The following is a 19,695-nucleotide window of genomic DNA, read 5'->3' as shown; positions in this document are numbered from 1 at the left end:
CAGGACCAACGACCAGCGGGAGTAACAGCCGCAGGCTGGCCCGAAGGGTGAGCGCCAGCGAATCAGGCGCCCCGCAGCTTTTAAGCGCAGCGTACTGCAGTACGTGAGCATTAAAAGCGAGGACGCAACGCCGTATAGCCGACGACCAGAAGATCGTCCTGCGTACTTACAGCTTGATCCAGGTGGCTTTGATCTCGGTGTACTTGTCGAAGGCATGCAGCGACTTGTCGCGGCCATTGCCCGACTGCTTGAAGCCACCAAACGGCGCGGTCATGTCGCCACCGTCATACTGGTTGACCCACATGCTGCCGACACGCAGCGCCTTGGCGGCCAGGTGCGCCTTGGACAGGTTGCTGGTCCAGATGGCAGCCGCCAAGCCATAGATGCTGTCGTTGGCAATCGCGATGGCTTCTTCGGTGCTGTCGAACGGAATCACCGTCAGCACCGGGCCGAAGATTTCCTCCTTGGCGATGCGCATGCTGTTGTGCGCGTCATCAAAGATGGTCGGCTCCACATACTGGCCGCCCGTTTCTTCCAGGGTGCGCTTACCACCGCACAGCAGCTTGGCCTGATCCTTGTGGCCAGCGTCGATGTAGCCGAGCACGGCATTCAGATGGCCCGCATCAACCAGCGCGCCCACCTTGCTGTCCGGATCCAGCGCGTAGCCGGCTTTCCAGCCCTGCATGGCTTCCAGCACCATGGGCATGAAGGTGTCCTTGATCGAACGCTCCACCAGCAAGCGCGAGCCCGCGGTGCACATCTCGCCTTGGTTGAAACAGATCGCCGCGGCAGCGGCCTCGGCGGCGGCTTTGAGGTCCGGCGCATCAGCGAAGACGATATTGGCGCTCTTGCCACCGGCTTCCAGCCAGACGCGCTTCATGTTCGATTCACCGGCGTAGATCATCAGTTGCTTGGCGATCTTGGTCGACCCGGTGAACACCAGGGTGTCGACATCCATATGCAGCGCCAGCGCCTTGCCCACGGTATGGCCATAGCCTGGCAGCACGTTGAGCACACCGGCCGGAATACCGGCATCCAGAGCCAGTTGCGCCATGCGCAGGGCGGTCAACGGGGATTTCTCGGACGGTTTGACGATTACCGAGTTGCCGGTGGCCAGCGCCGGGCCAAGCTTCCAGGCGGTCATGATCATCGGGAAGTTCCACGGCACGATGGCCGCCACCACGCCGACCGGCTCACGGGTCACCAGGCCCAGTTCGTCATGTGGCGTCGCCGCCACTTCGTCATAAATCTTATCGACCGCCTCGCCACTCCAGCGAATTGCCCGCGAAGCACCCGGCACATCGACACCCAGGGCATCGCTGATCGGCTTACCCATGTCGAGGGTTTCCAGCAGGGCCAGCTCTTCGGCGTGCTGATCCATCAGGTCAGCAAAACGGATCATGATGCGCTTGCGCTGCGCCGGGGCCATGCGCGACCAAACGCCAGACTCGAAGGTGGCGCGGGCATCCGCTACCGCCAACTCGGCATCGGCCAGATCACAGCTGGCCACCAAGCCGAGCAGGCGACCATCGACCGGGCTGATGCACTCGAAGGTGGCACCGGAGACAGCGGCACGGTACTCGCCATGGACAAAGGCGCGGCCTTCGATCTTCAGGTCTTTGGCACGCTGCTCCCAGTCGGCACGAGTCAGGCTAGTCATTGCTACATCCTCTATCGCTAGTAAAGCGCCGCAAGTGGCCGCTGCGCTGTCAATTATTCTGCATGGACCTTACGGCCCAATCCTGCCGGCAACACTAAACCAGAGGCCTGCACACTTCCAATATTTTTTACAAAAACTGGCAAACTCGCCTTGTTATGTGTGCTTTATTAAACATAGACTGCCAAAAACATCCACCCTAACCGACAACAAGCCTGGCCAGACAGGCGCACACTCCCAACCGGACCTGCTTATGAACATCGAACAGATCGTCGACTTCGCCACCGCCACCACCACCCCGGAGCACTATCGCCCAGCGGCGGAAAAAGTCCTCAAGGGTGACCCCGAGCAAAGTGTGCGCAACCACTACGGCAGCCCCTGCGGGCAGTTCAATGCGGGGATATGGGAGGGCGACATCGGCCACTGGACCATCAACTACACCGAACACGAGTACTGCGAAATTCTGCAGGGCGTATCAGTCCTGCGCGACAAAGACGGCAACGCCAAAACCCTGCGCGCCGGCGACCGTTTCGTGATCCCGGCCGGTTTCTCCGGCACCTGGGAAGTGCTGGAGCCGTGCCGCAAGGTCTATGTGATCTTCGAGCAAGCCAGCAACTGATCGCTATTCATGCGTCACCCTTTGCCCGCCTTGCGCGGGCTTTTTATTGCCCGGGACTTCCAGCAACCAGCGGCAAGCCCTGTCTGGACTGAATTTCAGACAAGAAAAAGCCCGCCATAGAGGCGGGCTTTTTCGGCAAGGAGCCAGATCAATTACTTGATCTTGCCTTCCTTGTAGATCACGTGCTTACGCACAACCGGATCGAATTTTTTGATTTCGATTTTGTCCGGAGTGGTGCGCTTGTTTTTGTCGGTAGTGTAGAAGTGACCAGTACCGGCACTCGAGATCAAACGGATCAATTCACGCATGACTTTCTCCTTAAACCTTTTCGCCGCGAGCGCGCAGCTCGGACAGAACCACGTCAATACCACGCTTGTCGATGCAACGCATGCCTTTGGCAGAAACGCGCAGACGCACGAAACGGTTCTCAGACTCGACCCAGAAGCGATGATGCTGCAGGTTCGGCAGGAAACGACGACGGGTTTTGTTGTTTGCGTGGGAAATGTTATTCCCGGTTACCGGACCCTTACCGGTAACTTGACAGACTCTCGACATGCCTCAGCCCTCTAAAACCACATGCCCAACCCGGCATGGGTTGGCCGCTTAAACTCAATGTCATTGGCGCTCAGCGCCGCGTATCTCGAGGGTCTTACCGGCCGTACCTGAAAGCGCAAGAACCGGGCCCCTACAAAAGAGCGCTGCTTTATACCAGAAAGCCCCCAGCGCAACAAGGTTAAACGTACTTTACCCGGCAAAGACCAACTCGCAATTCCAGCACCCAGGCCCAGCCGGCAGCGGCCATAACGCAGATCGACCGCTCGTCGCCAAGACTGATTGCCCTGCCGCCGGATAATGACCTAGGGTATGACCTTCGCCCGCGCGCCTACCTTGTCAGGAGTTTGCCATGCGTCTTGCCACCCTACCGCTGCTGCTCGCCCCGCTACTGGCTCCTATCCTGGCCCAGGCCAGCACGCTCAGCGTCTGCACGGAGGCCAGCCCGGATGGTTTCGACGTGGTGCAGTACAATTCGCTGACCACCACCAACGCCTCGGCTGACGTGCTGATGAACCGCCTGGTGGATTTCGATGCCGCCAGCGGCACATTGCAGCCGAGCCTGGCGCAGGCCTGGGAGGTCAGCGCGAATGGCCTGAGCTACAGTTTCACCCTGCGCCCGGACGTACAGTTTCACCACACTGACTATTTCAACCCCAGCCGCCTATTGAATGCCGACGACGTGCTGTTCAGCTTTCAACGCATGCTCGACCCGGCCCATCCGTGGCACAAGGTTGCGCCCAGCGGCTACCCTCATGCGCAGTCGATGCAGCTGCCAAGCCTGATCAAATCCATCGACAAAACTGGCGAACACAGCCTGCGCTTTAACCTTAACCGCCCGGACGCGACCTTCCTGGCCACCCTGAGCATGGGCTTCGCCTCTATTTATTCCGCCGAATACGCCGCGCAACTGCTGGCGGCCGGCACCCCGGAAGCGCTCAACAGCCAGCCGATTGGCAGCGGGCCATTTGTCTTCAAGCGCTTTCAGAAGGATGCCAGCGTACGTTACAGCGCCAACCCGAGTTACTTCGCGGGCAAACCTGCGGTAGACAATCTGGTGTTCGCCATCACCCCCGACGCCAACGTGCGCCTGCAGAAACTTCGCCGCGGCGAATGCCATATCGCCCTGTCACCAAAACCGCAGGATATTCAGGCAATCAGCGGTGATAACAATCTGCAGAGCGCACATACCGCAGCCTTTATGACTGCCTTCGTCGGTATCAACAGTCAGCACCCGCCGCTGGACCAACCCGCCGTGCGCCAGGCAATCAACCTGGCCTTCGACAAAACCAGCTACCTCAAGGCGGTATTCGAGAACAGTGCCGAAGCAGCTAACGGCCCCTACCCGCCCAATACCTGGAGCTACGCCAGCGAGTTACCTGGCTACCCGCATGATCCGCAAAAAGCCCGCGACCTGCTCAAGCAGGCCGGCCTGGCCGATGGCTTCAGCACCACCATCTGGACCCGCCCCACCGGCAGCGTGCTCAACCCCAACCCGAGCCTGGGTGCGCAGCTGCTACAAGCTGACCTTGCCAAGGTCGGCATCAAAGCGGAAATTCGCGTCATTGAATGGGGCGAGCTGATTCGCCGCGCCAAGACCGGCGAACATGACCTGCTGTTTATGGGCTGGGCCGGTGACAACGGCGATCCGGACAACTTCCTCACGCCGCAGTTTGCCTGCGCCTCGCTTGAATCCGGGCTGAACTTCGCCCGCTATTGCGACCCACAGCTGGACAAGCTGATCGCTGACGGCAAAATCACCAGCGACCAGACGCAGCGCAGCCAGATTTATAAGGAGGCGCAACGGATCATCCAGCAGCAGGCACTCTGGCTACCACTCGCTCACCCGACGGCTTACGCGCTGACGCGCAAGCAGGTCGAGGGTTATCAGGTCAGCCCATTCGGTCGCCAGTACTTTGCCAAGGTACGCCTGAAGCCCTAGGGGCTGCTGCCGTTCGGCGCGACCGCGAACAAAACGGTAACAGCCCCTAGAGCCAACCGTACTCGGCCATCGACAGTGGCTCACCGTCACCGACGATAAAGTGGTCGAGTACACGCACATCCACCAGCTCCAGCGCCTCTTTCAGGCGACGGGTCAACACCCGGTCCGCCTGACTGGGCTCGGCGACACCGGACGGGTGGTTATGGGTCAGGATCAACGCCGCTGCGTTGTGCGCCAAGGCGCGCTTGACTACCTGCCTGGGGTATACGCTGGCACTGTCGATGGAGCCATGAAATAGCGCTTCAAAGGCCAGCACCCGGTGCTTGGCATCAAGAAACAGACAGCCGAACACCTCATGTGGCTCATGCCGTAGCAGCGCTTTCAGGTAATCACGCACAGCCTGCGGGCTTTCTAACGCGGAATCGCGGCGCAGTTGTTCGGCCAGGTGCCGACGTGCCATCTCCAGCACAGCCTGCAACTGGGCGAATTTGGCGGGTCCCAGGCCTAGCCGCTGACTGAAGGAAGACAGGTCGGCCTGTAACAAAGCACGCAGGCTGCCGAAGTCGCCCAGCAGGTGACGCGCCAGATCCACAGCACTCTGCCCGGCCACTCCGGTGCGCAAGAAAATTGCCAACAATTCAGCATCGGTGAGCGCGCCGGCGCCTTGAGCGAGGAGTTTTTCCCGTGGACGCTCGGCTGCCGGCCAATCACGAATACTCATCACACCTCCATGTGTGCTAAAAGGCGCGACAAAGCGCCACGTCAGCGAGCGCAAAGCCAAGCCGGACAAGCACTTGGCAGCGCTACTCGCTTACAACCCTTGTGCTATCGTAGCCCAACTTTTGCGCGGCGACCGACCTGGGGAGGTGTCGGCGTCGCGGTGTATATCCATCTCTATAAAAGGCAGGCCTATGCAGCGGCTGTATCGGAAACGCATCATTGTTGGCGTGGGCGGCGGTATTGCCGCGTATAAGAGTGCAGAGCTGATTCGCCGACTCAAGGACCAGGACGCAGACGTGCGTGTGGTCATGACTAAAGGCGGTCGTGAATTCATCACCCCGCTGACCCTCCAGGCCCTATCCGGGCATCCGGTGCACCTTGATCTGCTCGACCCCGAAGCCGAAGCCGCCATGGGCCATATCGAACTGGCACGCTGGGCCGATCTGGTATTGATCGCCCCCGCCACTGCCGACCTGATGGCGCGCCTGGCCCAGGGCGTCGCTGATGACCTGCTAACCACCCTGGTGCTGGCCACCGACGCCCCTGTAGCCCTGGCCCCCGCCATGAACCAAGCCATGTGGCGCGACCCAGCGACCCAGGCTAACGCCCAACTGCTGACCGCACGCGGCCTACACTTGTTCGGCCCTGCTGCCGGCAGCCAGGCCTGCGGCGATATCGGCCCAGGCCGCATGCTCGAAGCCGAACAGCTGGTGCAATGCGCCGCCGACTGCTTCCAGCACCAGGCGCTGACCGGCAAGCATGTGCTGATCACCGCCGGCCCTACCCAGGAAAACATTGATCCGGTGCGCTACATCACCAACCACAGCTCCGGCAAGATGGGCTTTGCCCTCGCCGAAGCGGCAGCCGAGGCCGGCGCTAAAGTCACCCTGATCAGCGGCCCAGTACACCTGCCCACCCCCGAGCGCGTTACCCGCATCAACGTCACCAGCGCCCGCGACATGCTCGCCGCCTGCGAAGCTGCGATGCCCTGTGATCTGCTGATCGCCGCCGCTGCCGTGGCTGATTACCGCCCAGAAGTGGTCGCCCAGCACAAATTGAAAAAAGACCCCACCAGTGGTGATGGCCTGCTCCTGCAAATGGTGCGCAACCCGGATATTCTCGCCACGTTGGCAGGGCGCAGCGACCGCCCGTTCAGCGTCGGTTTTGCCGCCGAAACCGAGAACCTGCTGGAGTACGCCTCGCGCAAGCTGCGCGACAAAAACCTCGACCTGATCGTCGCCAATGACGTGGCCAACCCCAGCATCGGCTTCAACAGCGAAGAAAACGCCATCACCATCATTGATCGTGAACTCCAGCAGAGCAGCTTCGCCCAGACCAGCAAAAGCAAGATTGCCCGCCAGCTGGTGAGTTTTATTGCCGAACGCATGGCCAACTGCTGACGCCCACTTACCGAACAGAGCCTGATATGCACGCCTTACAAGCCAAGATCCTCGACCCACGCCTGGGCACCGAATTTCCGCTGCCGCACTACGCCACACCGGGCTCCGCCGGCCTCGACCTGCGCGCCATGCTCAAGCAGGAGCTGGTGCTGGAACCTGGACAAACCGTGCTGATCCCCACCGGTCTGTCGATCTACATCGGCGACCCTGGTCTGGCCGCAATGATCCTGCCGCGCTCGGGCCTGGGTCATAAGCACGGTATCGTGCTCGGCAATCTGGTTGGCCTGATTGACTCGGACTACCAGGGCGAATTGATGGTGTCGTGCTGGAACCGTGGCCAGACGCCATTCACCATCGCCATCGGCGAACGTATCGCCCAACTGGTGCTGGTACCGGTGGTGCAGGCGCATTTCGAACTGGTCGAACAATTTGACGAAACCCAACGTGGCGCAGGCGGTTTCGGTCACTCCGGCAGTCACTGATTACCCCCACAGCCTACTGATAATGCAGGGCGCGACCAACGGCCTGTCGATCCAGTCCAGGATGAATTGCGAGGAGACGCTGCATGAAACTCTTCAAGCGCACAGCAAAGGACGCTGATACCGCGATCCCGAGCGCCGAGCTGGCCGCCAGTCCAGCCGAACCCAAAGCGGCCAAATCCAACTTCAGTGCCTTGCTGCCTGGGTTGGCCGCCGCCGCAATCGGTATTGCACTCGGCGGCGCATTGCTCTGGCTTGGCCCGCTCAACAGCGCCAATCAGCAGCAGGCGCAACAACTCAGCCAGGCCTGGGGTGGTGGCCAGGCGGCCGTCATGCAGAAAGCCTTGCAACAACTCAATGCTGACACCCAGGCCGCGGCCCGCAACCCGCAACTGTTGCAAGCCCTGCAAAGCCAGGACATCACCCAGGTGCGCGCAGCCGAACGCAACCTCACCTACTGGCACAACGTGGTTGATGCTCATCTCAATGCTCGCGGCCAGGCGGTACAGGACATGGGCCGCAACGCACCGATGAACTTTGCGGCGCTGGATATGCTGCGTCGCGCCGAAAACGGCCAGACGCCCGCGCCGGAAGCCTACAAGGTCGGCCAGCGCTGGCTGGTGTATAGCGCCGCACCGCTGCGCCTGAGTGAAGGCGAGCCGCTGCACGGCACCCTGCTGCTGGCTGTCGACCTTGAGCGCCTGCTTGCCAACCTGCCGGTCATGCCGGCCGAAATCGGCCAGATCCAGCTGATCCAGCAATTCAACAGCACAGCCGCCCAAGTACTGGCCCAGCGCGGCGAAGCGCAAGGCACTGCGCAGTCATTCAGCACCGGCAACCCCAACTGGACAGTCAGCTTCATTCCTGGCCCATCCCTTACCGAATCGGCGCTGTCACCCCTACTGCTGGTCATCGCCGGTCTGCTGGCACTGGGTGGCGCATTGCTTGGCTTGTACCTGGTACAGAGCACCCTGCAACGCCACCTGCGTGACGATGTATTGCAACTGGGGAAAATGCTCAAGGAACTGGCCGCTGGCAAGACCGTTAAAGCCTTCAGCTTGAACTTACCCGCCCTGGACAGCCTGGCGCAGAACCTGGCACGCATGCCACGTCGTGGCCCAGAACAGACCAGCCTTACACCCGCTACCAGCCCGGAGCGTCAAAGTCCGCATCCTGAGCCTGCGCCCATGGTGGATCCGCTGTTTCAGGACACCGACATTCTGGACATTGACATCCTTGACGAAGACCAGGACCTGCTTGGCCTCGATGAGTCCCCACCGGCACCGGTGCAGGCAAAAGCGCCCAAACTGCCGGCTGATATCTTCCGCGCCTACGACATTCGCGGCGTGGTCGGCCGCACTTTGAATGCGGAAACCGCCTACTGGATCGGCCGCGCCATCGGCTCACAAAGCCTGGCTCAAGGTGAGCCGAATATCGCCGTCGGCCGCGACGGTCGCCTGTCCGGCCCGGAACTGACACAACAACTGATCCAGGGCCTGCTTGATTGCGGCTGCCATGTCAGCGATGTCGGCATGGTGCCAACCCCCGTGGTGTATTACGCCGGACATATCCTCAGCGGCAAATCGGCCGTGATGCTCACCGGCAGCCACAACCCGCGCGACTACAACGGCTTCAAGATCGTCATCGCCGGCGACACCCTGGCCAACGAACAGATCCAGGCCCTGAAAGCACGTATCGACAACAACGACCTGGCCAGTGGCGTCGGCACGGTGGAACAAGTCGATGTGCTGGAGCGCTACTTCAAGCAGATCCGTGATGACATCGCCATGGCCAAACCCATGCGCGTAGTCGTCGACTGCGGCAATGGCGTGGCCGGGGTGATCGCCCCAAAACTCATTGAATCGCTGGGCTGCTCGGTGATTCCGCTGTACTGCGAGGTCGATGGAAACTTCCCCAATCACCACCCCGACCCCGGCAAGCCGGAAAACCTCGCAGCGCTGATCACCAGAGTAAAGGCAGAAAAAGCCGACCTTGGCCTGGCCTTCGATGGCGACGGTGACCGGGTCGGCGTGGTAACCAATACTGGCACCATCATCTATCCGGACCGCCTGCTGATGCTGTTTGCCAAGGACGTGGTATCACGCAACCCTGGCGCCGACATCATCTTCGACGTCAAATGCACACGCCGCCTGACGCCGCTGATCAGTGGCTATGGCGGACGCCCGGTGATGTGGAAAACCGGCCACTCGCTGATCAAGAAAAAAATGAAGGAAACTGGCGCGCTGCTGGCCGGCGAAATGAGCGGGCACATTTTCTTTCAGGAACGCTGGTTCGGCTTTGATGACGGCATCTACGCGGCTGCCCGCCTGCTGGAAATTCTCAGCCAGGATCGTCGTGATGCCGAACACGTGTTCAGCGCCTTCCCCAACGATATCGCCACGCCGGAAATCAACATCCAGGTCACCGAGCAGAGCAAGTTCAGCATTATCGAACGCCTGCAACGCGACGGCGTATGGGGTGACGGCAACATCACCAACCTCGACGGCGTGCGCGTCGACTACCCCAAAGGCTGGGGCCTGGTGCGTGCCTCCAATACCACGCCGGTACTGGTGCTGCGCTTCGAGGCGGAAACCGAAGAAGAACTCGAACGGATCAAGGAAATCTTCCGCGCCCAGCTGTACAGCACGGTGCCCGATCTCGACCTGCCGTTCTGATTGATTGGTACATTTTCTACTGGAGCCCTGCATGACCCTCGAACGTGATGCCGCCACCAACGTCGCCAAGGTACTGTCCGAAGCACTGCCGTATATCCGCCGCTTCGTTGGCAAAACCCTGGTGATCAAATACGGCGGCAACGCCATGGAGAGCGAAGAACTCAAGCAGGGCTTCGCCCGCGACATCGTGCTGATGAAGGCCGTGGGCATCAATCCGGTGGTGGTGCACGGTGGCGGCCCGCAAATCGGTGACCTGCTCAAGCGCCTGAGTATTGAAAGCCACTTTATCGACGGCATGCGCGTCACTGACACCGCCACCATGGATGTGGTGGAAATGGTCCTCGGCGGCCAGGTCAACAAAAGTATTGTCAACCTGATCAACCAGCACGGCGGCAGCGCCATCGGCCTGACCGGCAAAGACGCGGAACTGATCCGCGCGAAGAAGCTCAAGGTCACCCGCCAGACACCGGAAATGACTCAGCCTGAAATCATCGATATCGGCCACGTCGGCGAAGTCACCGGGGTCAATACAGACCTGCTGAACATGCTGGTCAAGGGCGATTTCATCCCGGTGATCGCACCGATTGGCGTCGGCCCGGATGGCGAGTCCTACAACATCAACGCCGACCTGGTGGCCGGCAAAGTCGCCGAAGCATTGAAGGCCGAAAAACTGATGCTGCTGACCAACATCGCCGGCCTGATGGACAAACAGGGCCAGGTCCTCACTGGCCTGACCACCGAGCAAGTCGATGGCCTGATCGCCGACGGCACTATCTACGGCGGCATGCTGCCGAAGATCCGCTGCGCCCTGGAAGCCGTTCAAGGCGGCGTGACCAGCGCGCATATCATCGACGGCCGCGTGCCGAATGCCGTGCTGTTGGAAATCTTCACCGACAGCGGTGTCGGTACGCTGATCTGCAACCGCAAGCGTCACTGACCCCTGGCACCAATCAGACCGCTGATCGTGGCTGATTCGCCCGCCTGATAGCCTGCTGCGCACCTTGCAGCAGGCTCTTGCAGCGCCCAAGCTCAGTGGCTTAGCCCTGCAGCCGAGGTGTTTCACGTGAGCCATCCACCGTCCCGCGACGCCTGCAGTTTCTTTCACCCATTGCGCGTGCGCTGGGCTGAAGTGGACCCGCAAAGCATCGTGTTCAACGGCCATTACCTGACATACGCCGATGTCGCCATTACCGAATACTTTCGCGCGTTGGGTATTCGCTACCCGGACGACCTGAGACACGATGGCGGCGATTTCTTCGCCATCAAGACCGTGCTGGAGTATCTGGCCCCCGCACGCTTTGATGATCAGCTACAGATTGGCATTCGCGTCGCCCGCCTGGGCCGCTCGAGCCTGAGCTTTGTCATGGGCATCTGGCGCGACGAGCAGGCACTGACCGCCGGCGAAGTGATTTACGTGTACGCGGACAGCGCCAACCGCAACAGCCGGCCACTGCCGGACTGGCTAAAGCAGAAGATTCTGGCATTTGAACGCAGCGCACCACAGCAATGATGGCCCGAGGTTAGAGGGGCAACTAACGAGTGCGGCTAAGGAGCTCTTTGAGGCGATCCCGATCGGCATTGAAGCTGTTATCGGCCTCCTTGCGCGCCGCTTCATAACGCACGATTTCGCCCTTTAGACGCTCCTGCTCAGCCTTCTGGTTTTCGATCTGAGCCAAGAGGTTTGCCGGCACATTACGGCCGCCGCGCTCATGATCGGCCGCCTGGCTTTGCAAATTAGCCTGCTGAGTACGCGCCGATTGCAAGTTGCTGCGCGCCACACCAATCAGACCATCCAATTCGGCCAGCTTGCGCTCGCGCGCGCGCTCAACGTCATCCGAGGTACTGTACAAGCGCAGCAACTGCGCATCTGAACTGGCACGGGCCTTGTCGGCAAGAATGCGCTGCATTTCCTCGGCGCTGGGCGCAGGCGGAATCACCTTCACCACCCGCCCCTGATCATTCAGCACTTCATAACCCTTGCTGATGTGCTCCGGCGGCACGCCCTGGCGGCTCAGCACCGTGGTGCCCCTTTCATCGACATAGCGGTACAGCTCAGCCGCACCCGCCACAACCGGCAGCAGTAGGCCTAGCAACAGCGAACAGCGGGTCAGGGCGGGTCTGCGCATCAAGGCAACACCTTATCGACAGGTTAGATTCCGTATTCGGCGCGGTAGGCTTCTACCGCTGGCAGATACTGCTTGAGTTCAGCATCACCTGCCAGATATTCCAACACCTGTTCGAGTGACACAATGCTCACCACGGGCATGCCATAGTCGCGTTCGACCTCCTGGATCGCCGAGAGCTCGCCTTTGCCACGTTCCTGGCGGTTTAGCGCAATTAGCACACCGGCAGCCTGGGCGCCCTGGGCCTGGATGATCTGCATCACTTCACGAATCGCCGTGCCGGCGGTGATCACGTCATCGATAATCAGCACGCGCCCGGCCAGCGGCGCACCCACCAGCGTGCCACCTTCGCCATGATCCTTGGCTTCCTTGCGGTTGAAACACCAAGGCACGTCGCGCTGATGGTGTTCAGCCAGCGCCACCGCAGTGGTCGCGGCCAACGGAATACCCTTGTAGGCAGGGCCAAACAGAACATCGAAGTCGATGCCGCTGTCCATAACGGCTGCCGCGTAAAAACGCCCCAGTTGAGCCAGAGCCAGGCCACTGTCGAACAACCCGGCATTGAAAAAATAAGGGCTGACACGCCCAGACTTCAGGGTGAACTGACCAAAGCGCAGAACCCCGCGCTCAATGGCAAAACGGATGAAATCGCGTTGATACGCTTGCATGAAAGGCCCCGGACAGCACGGTTTTGCTAGGAAATTACTTATTAGACACGAGCTCGGGTATCATACACCCACGTGATTTTGGGGGCCATTTATGCGGATCATCAGTGTGAACGTGAATGGTATTCATGCGGCAGTCGAGCGCGGTTTGCTCAGTTGGCTGCAAGCACAGAATGCCGACGTCATCTGCCTGCAGGACACCCGCGCCTCCGCCTTTGAACTGGACGACCAAGCCCTCCAACTGGATGGCTATTTCCTCTATGCCTGCGATGCAGAAGTGCCCAGCCAAGGTGGCGTGGCGCTGTATTCGCGGTTGCAACCCAAGGCGGTAATCAGCGGTCTGGGCTTTGAAATGGCCGATCGCTATGGGCGCTACCTGCAGGCCGATTTCGACAAAGTAAGTATTGCCACCCTGCTGATGCCTTCTGGGCAGCAGGGTGATGAGAGCTTGAATCAGAAATTCAAGTTTATGGACGACTTCACCCATTATTTGGACAAGCAGCGCCGCAAGCGCCGCGAGTACATCTATTGCGGCTCGTTCTACGTGGCACACCAGAAGCTCGACGTGAAGAACTGGCGCGACTGCCAGCAATCGCCCGGTTTTCTAGCGCCGGAGCGCGCCTGGCTGGACGAAGTGATTGGCACCATGGGCTATGTCGATGCGTTGCGCGAGGTCAGCCGTGAAGGTGACCAGTTCAGCTGGTGGCCAGACAGCGAACAGGCCGAGCTACTCAACTTGGGCTATCGCTTTGATTATCAACTGCTTACGCCGGGCATGCGCCGCAGCATCCGTAGCGCCCGCCTGCCGCGTCAGCCACGCTTCTCGCAGCACGCCCCACTGATCGTCGACTACGACTGGTTACTCAGCGTATGACGCCCCATAAAAAACCGGCTGATAGCCGGTTTTTTATGGGTTGCTCTCGCAGCAGCTACTTCACCAGCCGCCAGGAGAACGGGTAGCGGTAAGCCTGACCTTCATTGGCCTTGATCCCGGCAATGATGGTCAGCACCAACGCCCCCACGCTGACCAACAACAGCAGCGGGAAGCCGATCACCACCACCATCAACAAGAAGCACAGAAGCGCGGCCAGGGCCACGCTGATCTGGAAGTTCAGCGCCTCCTTGCCTTGAGCATCGACGAACGGGTCGAGATCCTTCTTGACCTGCCAGACGATCAACGGCCCCAACAGATTGCCAAAGGGAAAGACCAGACCGAGAAAGGCGGCAAAGTGACAGAACATCGCCCACTGACGGGCTTCCGGGCCGGGAGTGGGCTGAGGTGCTAAGGGTTCGTCGCTCATTGTGCGTCTCCGTGCGGTGTGGGCAGAAATATCTGTCTTAATCGACCAGCGCCGCCTGCTGCAGTTCAAACAGCTCAGTCATGCCTTTTTGCGCCAATTCGAGCATCGCATTCAGCTCTGCCGGCTGGAACGGGGCACCTTCGGCCGTGCCCTGCACTTCGATAAAGCCACCGGCGCTAGTCATCACCACGTTGAGGTCGGTTTCGGCAGCGGAATCTTCCAGGTAATCCAGATCCAGTACCGGCTCGCCCTGATACATGCCCACCGACACCGCGGCAATCATCTGCTTGAGCGGGTCGCCGCCTTTAAGGCCGCCACGTTTTTTGATCACTTTCAGCGCATCCACCAACGCAACCATGGCCCCAGTAATGGACGCTGTACGGGTGCCACCGTCAGCCTGGATTACATCGCAGTCAACATAGAGCGTGTTTTCGCCCAGTTTGGACATATCCAACGCTGCACGCAGCGAACGACCGATCAGGCGCTGGATTTCCAGAGTACGGCCGCCCTGCTTGCCACGGCTGGCTTCACGCTGATTACGGTCACCGGTGGCACGCGGCAGCATGCCGTACTCAGCGGTCAACCAACCCTGGCCCTGGCCTTTGAGGAAACGCGGTACGCCAGACTCGACACTGACCGTGCAAATCACTTTGGTATCGCCAAACTCCACCAGCACCGAACCCTCGGCATGCTTGGTGTAGTTGCGGGTGATGCGAATCGAGCGCAACTGATCGGCGGCGCGGCCACTGGGACGTTTCATCTGGGAATTCCTGCTCTGAATAAAAAATCTGCCCGGCATTATAGGGCCGTAAGCCCGCTACGGCATGTCGAATTGGGAGCGACCGACGCACTGCGCTACAATCGAACGCCTTTGCTTTCGACTTTCCGCGAGGTTCGCCCCGATGATCCACAGCATGACTGCCTTCGCCCGCGTCGAGCAGGCAGGTACCCACGGCACCCTGAGCTGGGAGCTGCGTTCGGTCAACCATCGCTATCTGGAACCTCATTTGCGCCTGCCGGAAAGCTTCCGCGACCTCGAAGGCGCGGTGCGCGAAGCCCTGCGTAACGGCCTGTCGCGCGGCAAAGTCGAATGCACCCTGCGTTTGAGCGATGACAGCACCGGCAAAGCCTTGCAGGTCGATCTGGAACGCGCCGCGCAACTGGTCGCCGCCGCCGAAAACGTGGCCGGCTTGATCAAGCAGCCTGCCGCACTCAACCCATTGGAGGTACTCGGCTGGCCTGGCGTACTGGTCGCGGATGCTGCGGACCCGCAAGCACTCAATCAGAATGCTCTGGCGCTGTTCACCGAAGCGCTGAACGAGCTGAAGAAAGGCCGCGAACGCGAAGGTGCGGAACTGGCCAAACTGCTCAATGAGCGCCTGGACAGCATCCTTGAGCAAGTCACCGCCCTGCGCGAACTGGTGCCACAGATGCTTGCCGGACAGCGGCAGAAGATTCTCGATCGTTGCGCCGAAATGCAGGCCGAGTTGGACCCACAGCGCTTGGAGCAAGAGCTGGTTATCCTCGCGCAGAAAAGTGATGTCGCCGAAGAACTGGACCGCCTCAGTACCCACGTCAGCGAAGTGCGCCGCGTCCTGAAGTCCGGCGGCCAGGCCGGCAGACGCCTGGATTTCCTCATGCAGGAACTCAACCGCGAAGCCAATACCCTTGGCTCCAAGGCCTTCGACACCCGCAGCACTCAGGCGGCGGTCAATCTGAAAGTGCTGATCGAGCAGATGCGCGAGCAAGTACAGAACATCGAGTAAGACAGATCGCCCCTGCTACTCTTCGAACAACGCGCTTCAGGATTGATCCATGAGCACAACCACCGGCACCCTGTACATCATTTCCGCCCCATCCGGCGCGGGCAAGACCAGCCTGGTCAAAGCGCTGATCGACAGCGAGGCGCAGATTCGCGTGTCGGTCTCGCATACCACCCGCGCCATGCGCCCGGGCGAAGTAGACGGGGTGAACTACCACTTCGTCAGCCGCGAGCAGTTCCACGCCATGCTCGACAAGACAGAATTCCTTGAACATGCAGAGGTCTTCGGCAACCTCTATGGCACCTCGCAGGACTGGGTCAAACAGACCCTGCGCGACGGTTTCGACCTGATTCTGGAGATCGACTGGCAAGGCGCACAGCAGGTACGCCGGCTGATGCCGGAAGCCAAATCCATTTTCATTCTGCCGCCAACCCAGGAAGCGCTGCGCCATCGCTTGACCAATCGCGGCCAGGACAGCGGTGAAATCATCGAGCGCCGCATGCGTGAAGCCGTCAGCGAGATGAGCCATTACGTCGAATATGACTACCTGCTGATCAACGATGACTTCGCCCATGCGCTGAGCGATCTGAAGGCGATTTTCCGCGCCAATCAACTGCTGCAAAGCCCACAACAGCAACGTCACAACGGCTTGCTCAGTGAGCTGTTGGTCTGACGCAGTAAGCACTGAGCAAATCAGTGCTTCCCTAAATGCTGGTGATTTTTTAGACTATCCAGTCCGCTCGCCCATTTGGGTGGCGTTTTTTCGCTCTTAATTTTGTCGCAACGAGGAATACCATGGCCCGCGTTACCGTTGAAGATTGCCTGGACAACGTCGATAACCGCTTTGAGCTGGTCATGCTCGCCACCAAGCGTTCGCGCCAGCTGGCCACCGGCGGCAAAGAGCCGAAAGTGGCGTGGGAAAACGACAAGCCGACCGTAGTCGCACTGCGCGAAATCGCTGCCGGTCTGGTCAACTATGACGTAATCGCCCAAGACGACATCGTCGAAGAAGAACCGCTGTTTGCCGCATTCGAGGAAGAGGCGAACGAGCCTCTGTAAGCCTATGCCGGGTCGACGTCGTCAGGCGCAGGGTCATCTGAATCGGCAAGGGGAACACCCATGCCGAGCATAGACGCCCTCGCCGACAGACTTTCGACCTACCTCGACGGCGATCAGGTCAACCTGGTTCGCCGCGCTTATTTTTACGCCGAACAAGCCCACGACGGCCAACGCCGCCGCAGCGGCGAAGCTTACGTCACCCATCCCCTGGCAGTGGCGAGCATCCTGGCTGACATGCACATGGACCATCAGAGCCTGATGGCCGCGATGCTGCATGACGTGATCGAAGACACCGGTATTGCCAAGGAAGCCCTCGACGCCCAGTTCGGCGAGTCAGTGGCGGAACTGGTCGACGGGGTCAGCAAACTGACCCAGATGAACTTCGAAACCAAGGCCGAAGCGCAGGCCGAGAATTTCCAGAAGATGGCCATGGCCATGGCCCGCGATATCCGGGTGATTCTGGTCAAACTGGCCGACCGCCTGCACAACATGCGTACATTGGAAGTGCTGTCCGGCGAAAAACGCCGACGCATCGCCAAGGAAACCCTGGAAATCTACGCACCGATCGCCAACCGCCTGGGCATGCACAGCATGCGCATCGAGTTCGAGGATCTGGGCTTCAAGGCCATGCACCCGATGCGCTCCGAGCGCATCCGCACAGCGGTCAAACGTGCGCGGGGCAACCGTAAGGAAATCGTCAACAAGATCGAAGAGTCGATCACCCACTGCCTGGCCCGCGAAGGCATGGAGGGCGAGGTGATGGGCCGCGAGAAGCACCTCTACGGCATCTACCAGAAGATGCGCGGCAAACGCCGGGCGTTCAACGAAATCATGGACGTCTACGCCTTCCGCATCGTCGTCGATAAGGTCGACACCTGTTACCGCGTGCTCGGCGCCGTGCATAACCTGTACAAGCCCCTGCCCGGCCGCTTCAAGGATTACATCGCCATCCCCAAGGCCAACGGCTATCAGTCGCTGCACACCACGCTGTTCGGCATGCACGGCGTACCGATCGAGATTCAGATCCGTACCCGTGAAATGGAAGAGCTGGCCAACAACGGCATTGCCGCACACTGGCTGTACAAATCCAACGAGGAAGACCAGCCCAAGGGCAGCCACGCCCGCGCGCGGCAGTGGGTCAAGGGCGTATTGGAGATGCAGCAACGCGCCGGCAACTCGCTGGAATTTATCGAGAGCGTGAAGATCGACCTGTTCCCCGACGAGGTCTACGTGTTCACGCCCAAAGGCCGCATCATGGAGCTGCCGAAAGGCTCCACGGCGGTCGACTTTGCCTACGCGGTGCATACCGATGTCGGCAACACCTGCATCGCCTGCCGCATCAACCGCCGCCTGGCGCCACTGTCGCAGGCACTGGAAAGCGGCTCGACGGTGGAAATCGTCACCGCCCCCGGCGCACGACCAAACCCGGCCTGGCTGAGCTTCGTGGTCACCGGCAAGGCCCGCACGCATATTCGCCACGCCCTGAAGCTGCAGCGCCGCTCGGAGTCCATCAGCCTGGGAGAACGCCTGCTAAACAAGGTGCTGGCTGGTTTCGACAGCCGCGTCGACAAGCTCTCGCCCGAACGGATCCAGGCGGTACTCGCCGAATACCATCAGGACGTGCTCGAAGACCTGCTCGAAGACATCGGCCTGGGCAACCGCATGGCCTATGTGGTGGCGCGCCGCCTGCTCAGTGACAGCAACGAAGCGTTGCCAAGCAGCGAAGGGCCGCTGGCGATTCGCGGCACCGAAGGCCTGGTGCTGAGCTACGCCAAATGCTGCACGCCGATTCCGGGCGACCCGATTGTCGGCCACTTGTCCGCAGGCAAAGGCATGGTGGTGCACCTGGACAGCTGCAAGAACATCGGCGAGATCCGCCACAACCCGGAAAAATGCATCCAGCTGTCCTGGGCCAAGGACGTTACCGGCGAGTTCAACGTCGAACTGCGCGTCGAGCTTGAGCACCAGCGCGGCCTGATCGCCCTGCTGGCCGGCAGCGTGAATGCCGCTGACGGTAATATCGAGAAGATCAGCATGGACGAGCGTGATGGCCGCATCAGTGTCGTACAGCTGGTGGTCAGCGTGCATGACCGCGTGCACTTGGCACGCGTGATCAAGAAGCTGCGGGCGTTGAGCGGCGTCATTCGCATTACCCGAACGCGCGCCTGATCGAACTGAACAGCACAATCAACAGCCCGCTGTACTTTGACAGTCGCTGTGGCTTTCGCCCAACCTAGACAATCTAACTGACATCGCCACAGCAACGTGTGCGTAGAGTTCTCCCACTACAGCTTTGCAGGAGCTTCCATGAGCAAGAGCGTTATCAGCAGCGACAAGGCCCCAGCCGCTATCGGCACTTACTCCCAGGCAATCAAGGCGGGCAACACTGTGTACATGTCCGGACAGATCCCGCTGGACCCGAAGACCATGGAACTGGTGGAAGGCTTCGAAGCCCAGACCGTGCAAGTGTTCGAGAACCTCAAAGCCGTGGCCGAAGCCGCTGGCGGCTCGTTCAAGGACATCGTCAAACTGAACATCTTCCTCACCGACCTGTCGCACTTCGCCAAGGTCAATGAAGTCATGGGCCGTTACTTCGAGCAGCCCTACCCGGCTCGCGCAGCCATTGGTGTAGCGGCACTGCCCCGTGGTGCGCACGTTGAAATGGACGCTATTCTGGTGCTCGAGTAACACCCCTGGCGGGGCATCTGCCCCGCCTCCCCTACGCTCCGCTCTGCCCTCG

Annotated in this window: 21 protein-coding genes; 13 read left to right on the top strand and 8 right to left on the bottom strand. The window is 60.3% G+C overall.

Translation table 11 applies throughout. From position 1 onward, the window contains the following. Window positions 1-166 precede the first annotated feature (166 nt). Window positions 167-1,660, bottom strand: coding sequence for an aldehyde dehydrogenase (locus tag OU997_RS09455; RefSeq protein WP_267809731.1), 1,494 nt, complete (start codon window positions 1,658-1,660; stop codon window positions 167-169). Between the two features lie 250 nt (window positions 1,661-1,910). Between OU997_RS09455 and OU997_RS09450 the strand changes: the two genes are divergently transcribed. Next, window positions 1,911-2,276, top strand: coding sequence for a cupin domain-containing protein (locus OU997_RS09450; protein ID WP_267809730.1), 366 nt, complete (start codon window positions 1,911-1,913; stop codon window positions 2,274-2,276). A 152-nt stretch (window positions 2,277-2,428) separates the two neighbouring features. Here OU997_RS09450 and rpmG read toward each other — a convergent pair whose 3' ends face one another. Together rpmG and rpmB are read right to left on the bottom strand one after the other, a co-directional pair. Then, the gene (gene rpmG / locus OU997_RS09445) at window positions 2,429-2,584 is read right to left on the bottom strand and encodes a 50S ribosomal protein L33 (protein ID WP_007894709.1); all 156 of its coding nucleotides are present in this window, start codon (window positions 2,582-2,584) and stop codon (window positions 2,429-2,431) included. A 10-nt stretch (window positions 2,585-2,594) separates the two neighbouring features. Next, a complete protein-coding gene (gene rpmB, locus OU997_RS09440) occupies window positions 2,595-2,831 on the bottom strand; it encodes a 50S ribosomal protein L28 (protein ID WP_090240685.1) in 237 nt (78 codons plus the stop codon). Window positions 2,832-3,180: 349 nt separating this feature from the next. On the opposite strand from rpmB, the gene OU997_RS09435 reads away from it, so the two are divergent. Continuing rightward, window positions 3,181-4,770: an ABC transporter substrate-binding protein gene (locus OU997_RS09435; protein WP_267809729.1), complete on the top strand. Its 1,590-nt coding sequence runs from the start codon at window positions 3,181-3,183 to the stop codon at window positions 4,768-4,770. A gap of 46 nt (window positions 4,771-4,816) precedes the next feature. Here OU997_RS09435 and radC read toward each other — a convergent pair whose 3' ends face one another. Continuing rightward, window positions 4,817-5,491, bottom strand: coding sequence for a RadC family protein (gene radC / locus OU997_RS09430; RefSeq protein ID WP_108488522.1), 675 nt, complete (start codon window positions 5,489-5,491; stop codon window positions 4,817-4,819). A 190-nt stretch (window positions 5,492-5,681) separates the two neighbouring features. Between radC and coaBC the strand changes: the two genes are divergently transcribed. From coaBC to OU997_RS09405, 5 genes are all read left to right on the top strand, one after another. After that, window positions 5,682-6,890 (top strand): bifunctional phosphopantothenoylcysteine decarboxylase/phosphopantothenate--cysteine ligase CoaBC, encoded by a 1,209-nt coding sequence (coaBC, locus tag OU997_RS09425; protein ID WP_267809728.1) that lies wholly within the window; start codon window positions 5,682-5,684, stop codon window positions 6,888-6,890. 26 nt (window positions 6,891-6,916) lie between these two features. Further along, entirely contained in the window at window positions 6,917-7,372 is a 456-nt protein-coding gene (gene dut / locus OU997_RS09420; protein WP_108488520.1) for a dUTP diphosphatase, read from the top strand. A 1,283-nt stretch (window positions 7,373-8,655) separates the two neighbouring features. Beyond that, window positions 8,656-10,044 carry a phosphomannomutase/phosphoglucomutase gene (gene algC, locus OU997_RS09415; protein WP_267809882.1) on the top strand — a complete coding sequence of 463 codons (1,389 nt, stop codon included), beginning with the start codon at window positions 8,656-8,658 and terminating at the stop codon, window positions 10,042-10,044. A 31-nt stretch (window positions 10,045-10,075) separates the two neighbouring features. Beyond that, on the top strand, window positions 10,076-10,981 hold the full coding sequence (gene argB / locus OU997_RS09410) for an acetylglutamate kinase (RefSeq protein WP_108488518.1): 906 nt from the start codon (window positions 10,076-10,078) through the stop codon (window positions 10,979-10,981). Window positions 10,982-11,107: 126 nt separating this feature from the next. Continuing rightward, a complete protein-coding gene (locus OU997_RS09405; protein WP_108488527.1) occupies window positions 11,108-11,554 on the top strand; it encodes an acyl-CoA thioesterase in 447 nt (148 codons plus the stop codon). 22 nt (window positions 11,555-11,576) lie between these two features. Here the strand turns inward: OU997_RS09405 and OU997_RS09400 are convergent, their stop codons facing one another. Together OU997_RS09400 and pyrE are read right to left on the bottom strand one after the other, a co-directional pair. Next, complete coding sequence (locus OU997_RS09400; protein ID WP_267809727.1) at window positions 11,577-12,170, bottom strand: DUF4124 domain-containing protein; 594 nt, start codon at window positions 12,168-12,170, stop codon at window positions 11,577-11,579. A gap of 23 nt (window positions 12,171-12,193) precedes the next feature. Next, on the bottom strand, window positions 12,194-12,835 hold the full coding sequence (gene pyrE / locus OU997_RS09395) for an orotate phosphoribosyltransferase (RefSeq protein WP_108488516.1): 642 nt from the start codon (window positions 12,833-12,835) through the stop codon (window positions 12,194-12,196). Between the two features lie 91 nt (window positions 12,836-12,926). Here pyrE and OU997_RS09390 point away from each other — a divergent pair, with 91 nt between their 5' ends. Further along, a complete protein-coding gene (locus tag OU997_RS09390) occupies window positions 12,927-13,706 on the top strand; it encodes an exodeoxyribonuclease III (RefSeq protein WP_108488515.1) in 780 nt (259 codons plus the stop codon). A 55-nt stretch (window positions 13,707-13,761) separates the two neighbouring features. On the opposite strand, the gene OU997_RS09385 is transcribed toward OU997_RS09390, so the two are convergent. Both OU997_RS09385 and rph read right to left on the bottom strand, forming a co-directional pair. Then, window positions 13,762-14,133: a DUF4870 domain-containing protein gene (locus tag OU997_RS09385; RefSeq protein WP_108488514.1), complete on the bottom strand. Its 372-nt coding sequence runs from the start codon at window positions 14,131-14,133 to the stop codon at window positions 13,762-13,764. Between the two features lie 37 nt (window positions 14,134-14,170). After that, window positions 14,171-14,893 (bottom strand): ribonuclease PH, encoded by a 723-nt coding sequence (gene rph, locus OU997_RS09380; RefSeq protein WP_108488513.1) that lies wholly within the window; start codon window positions 14,891-14,893, stop codon window positions 14,171-14,173. Between the two features lie 142 nt (window positions 14,894-15,035). Between rph and OU997_RS09375 the strand changes: the two genes are divergently transcribed. The 5 genes from OU997_RS09375 to OU997_RS09355 all read left to right on the top strand — a co-directional run bounded on the left by OU997_RS09375 (window position 15,036) and on the right by OU997_RS09355 (window position 19,643). After that, entirely contained in the window at window positions 15,036-15,899 is an 864-nt protein-coding gene (locus OU997_RS09375) for a YicC/YloC family endoribonuclease (protein ID WP_108488512.1), read from the top strand. A 49-nt stretch (window positions 15,900-15,948) separates the two neighbouring features. Further along, the gene (gene gmk / locus OU997_RS09370) at window positions 15,949-16,569 is read left to right on the top strand and encodes a guanylate kinase (protein WP_108488511.1); all 621 of its coding nucleotides are present in this window, start codon (window positions 15,949-15,951) and stop codon (window positions 16,567-16,569) included. A 122-nt stretch (window positions 16,570-16,691) separates the two neighbouring features. After that, window positions 16,692-16,955, top strand: coding sequence for a DNA-directed RNA polymerase subunit omega (gene rpoZ, locus OU997_RS09365; protein WP_108488510.1), 264 nt, complete (start codon window positions 16,692-16,694; stop codon window positions 16,953-16,955). 60 nt (window positions 16,956-17,015) lie between these two features. Further along, window positions 17,016-19,124, top strand: coding sequence for a bifunctional GTP diphosphokinase/guanosine-3',5'-bis pyrophosphate 3'-pyrophosphohydrolase (gene spoT, locus OU997_RS09360; RefSeq protein ID WP_108488509.1), 2,109 nt, complete (start codon window positions 17,016-17,018; stop codon window positions 19,122-19,124). 138 nt (window positions 19,125-19,262) lie between these two features. After that, the gene (locus OU997_RS09355) at window positions 19,263-19,643 is read left to right on the top strand and encodes a RidA family protein (protein WP_108488508.1); all 381 of its coding nucleotides are present in this window, start codon (window positions 19,263-19,265) and stop codon (window positions 19,641-19,643) included. Window positions 19,644-19,695: the final 52 nt, after the last annotated feature.

The organism is Pseudomonas sp. SL4(2022) (assembly GCF_026625725.1).
Lineage (GTDB): Bacteria > Pseudomonadota > Gammaproteobacteria > Pseudomonadales > Pseudomonadaceae > Aquipseudomonas.
The sequence above is the reverse complement of the archived record's forward strand: the minus strand, read 5'-3'. Positions and strand labels throughout refer to the sequence as shown.

Bases quoted from the DNA above. Each gene is read 5' to 3' on its own strand.
- dut (WP_108488520.1), top strand. From the start codon at position 6,917: ATGCACGCCTTACAAGCCAAGATCCTCGACCCACGCCTGGGCACCGAA.
- argB (WP_108488518.1), top strand. From the start codon at position 10,076: ATGACCCTCGAACGTGATGCCGCCACCAACGTCGCCAAGGTACTGTCC.
- OU997_RS09400 (WP_267809727.1), bottom strand. From the start codon at position 12,170: ATGCGCAGACCCGCCCTGACCCGCTGTTCGCTGTTGCTAGGCCTACTG.
- OU997_RS09435 (WP_267809729.1), top strand. From the start codon at position 3,181: ATGCGTCTTGCCACCCTACCGCTGCTGCTCGCCCCGCTACTGGCTCCT.
- OU997_RS09390 (WP_108488515.1), top strand. From the start codon at position 12,927: ATGCGGATCATCAGTGTGAACGTGAATGGTATTCATGCGGCAGTCGAG.
- pyrE (WP_108488516.1), bottom strand. From the start codon at position 12,835: ATGCAAGCGTATCAACGCGATTTCATCCGTTTTGCCATTGAGCGCGGG.
- rpmB (WP_090240685.1), bottom strand. From the start codon at position 2,831: ATGTCGAGAGTCTGTCAAGTTACCGGTAAGGGTCCGGTAACCGGGAAT.
- rpoZ (WP_108488510.1), top strand. From the start codon at position 16,692: ATGGCCCGCGTTACCGTTGAAGATTGCCTGGACAACGTCGATAACCGC.
- rph (WP_108488513.1), bottom strand. From the start codon at position 14,893: ATGAAACGTCCCAGTGGCCGCGCCGCCGATCAGTTGCGCTCGATTCGC.
- coaBC (WP_267809728.1), top strand. From the start codon at position 5,682: ATGCAGCGGCTGTATCGGAAACGCATCATTGTTGGCGTGGGCGGCGGT.
- radC (WP_108488522.1), bottom strand. From the start codon at position 5,491: ATGAGTATTCGTGATTGGCCGGCAGCCGAGCGTCCACGGGAAAAACTC.
- OU997_RS09455 (WP_267809731.1), bottom strand. From the start codon at position 1,660: ATGACTAGCCTGACTCGTGCCGACTGGGAGCAGCGTGCCAAAGACCTG.
- OU997_RS09385 (WP_108488514.1), bottom strand. From the start codon at position 14,133: ATGAGCGACGAACCCTTAGCACCTCAGCCCACTCCCGGCCCGGAAGCC.
- OU997_RS09450 (WP_267809730.1), top strand. From the start codon at position 1,911: ATGAACATCGAACAGATCGTCGACTTCGCCACCGCCACCACCACCCCG.
- spoT (WP_108488509.1), top strand. From the start codon at position 17,016: ATGCCGAGCATAGACGCCCTCGCCGACAGACTTTCGACCTACCTCGAC.
- OU997_RS09355 (WP_108488508.1), top strand. From the start codon at position 19,263: ATGAGCAAGAGCGTTATCAGCAGCGACAAGGCCCCAGCCGCTATCGGC.
- OU997_RS09375 (WP_108488512.1), top strand. From the start codon at position 15,036: ATGATCCACAGCATGACTGCCTTCGCCCGCGTCGAGCAGGCAGGTACC.
- rpmG (WP_007894709.1), bottom strand. From the start codon at position 2,584: ATGCGTGAATTGATCCGTTTGATCTCGAGTGCCGGTACTGGTCACTTC.
- gmk (WP_108488511.1), top strand. From the start codon at position 15,949: ATGAGCACAACCACCGGCACCCTGTACATCATTTCCGCCCCATCCGGC.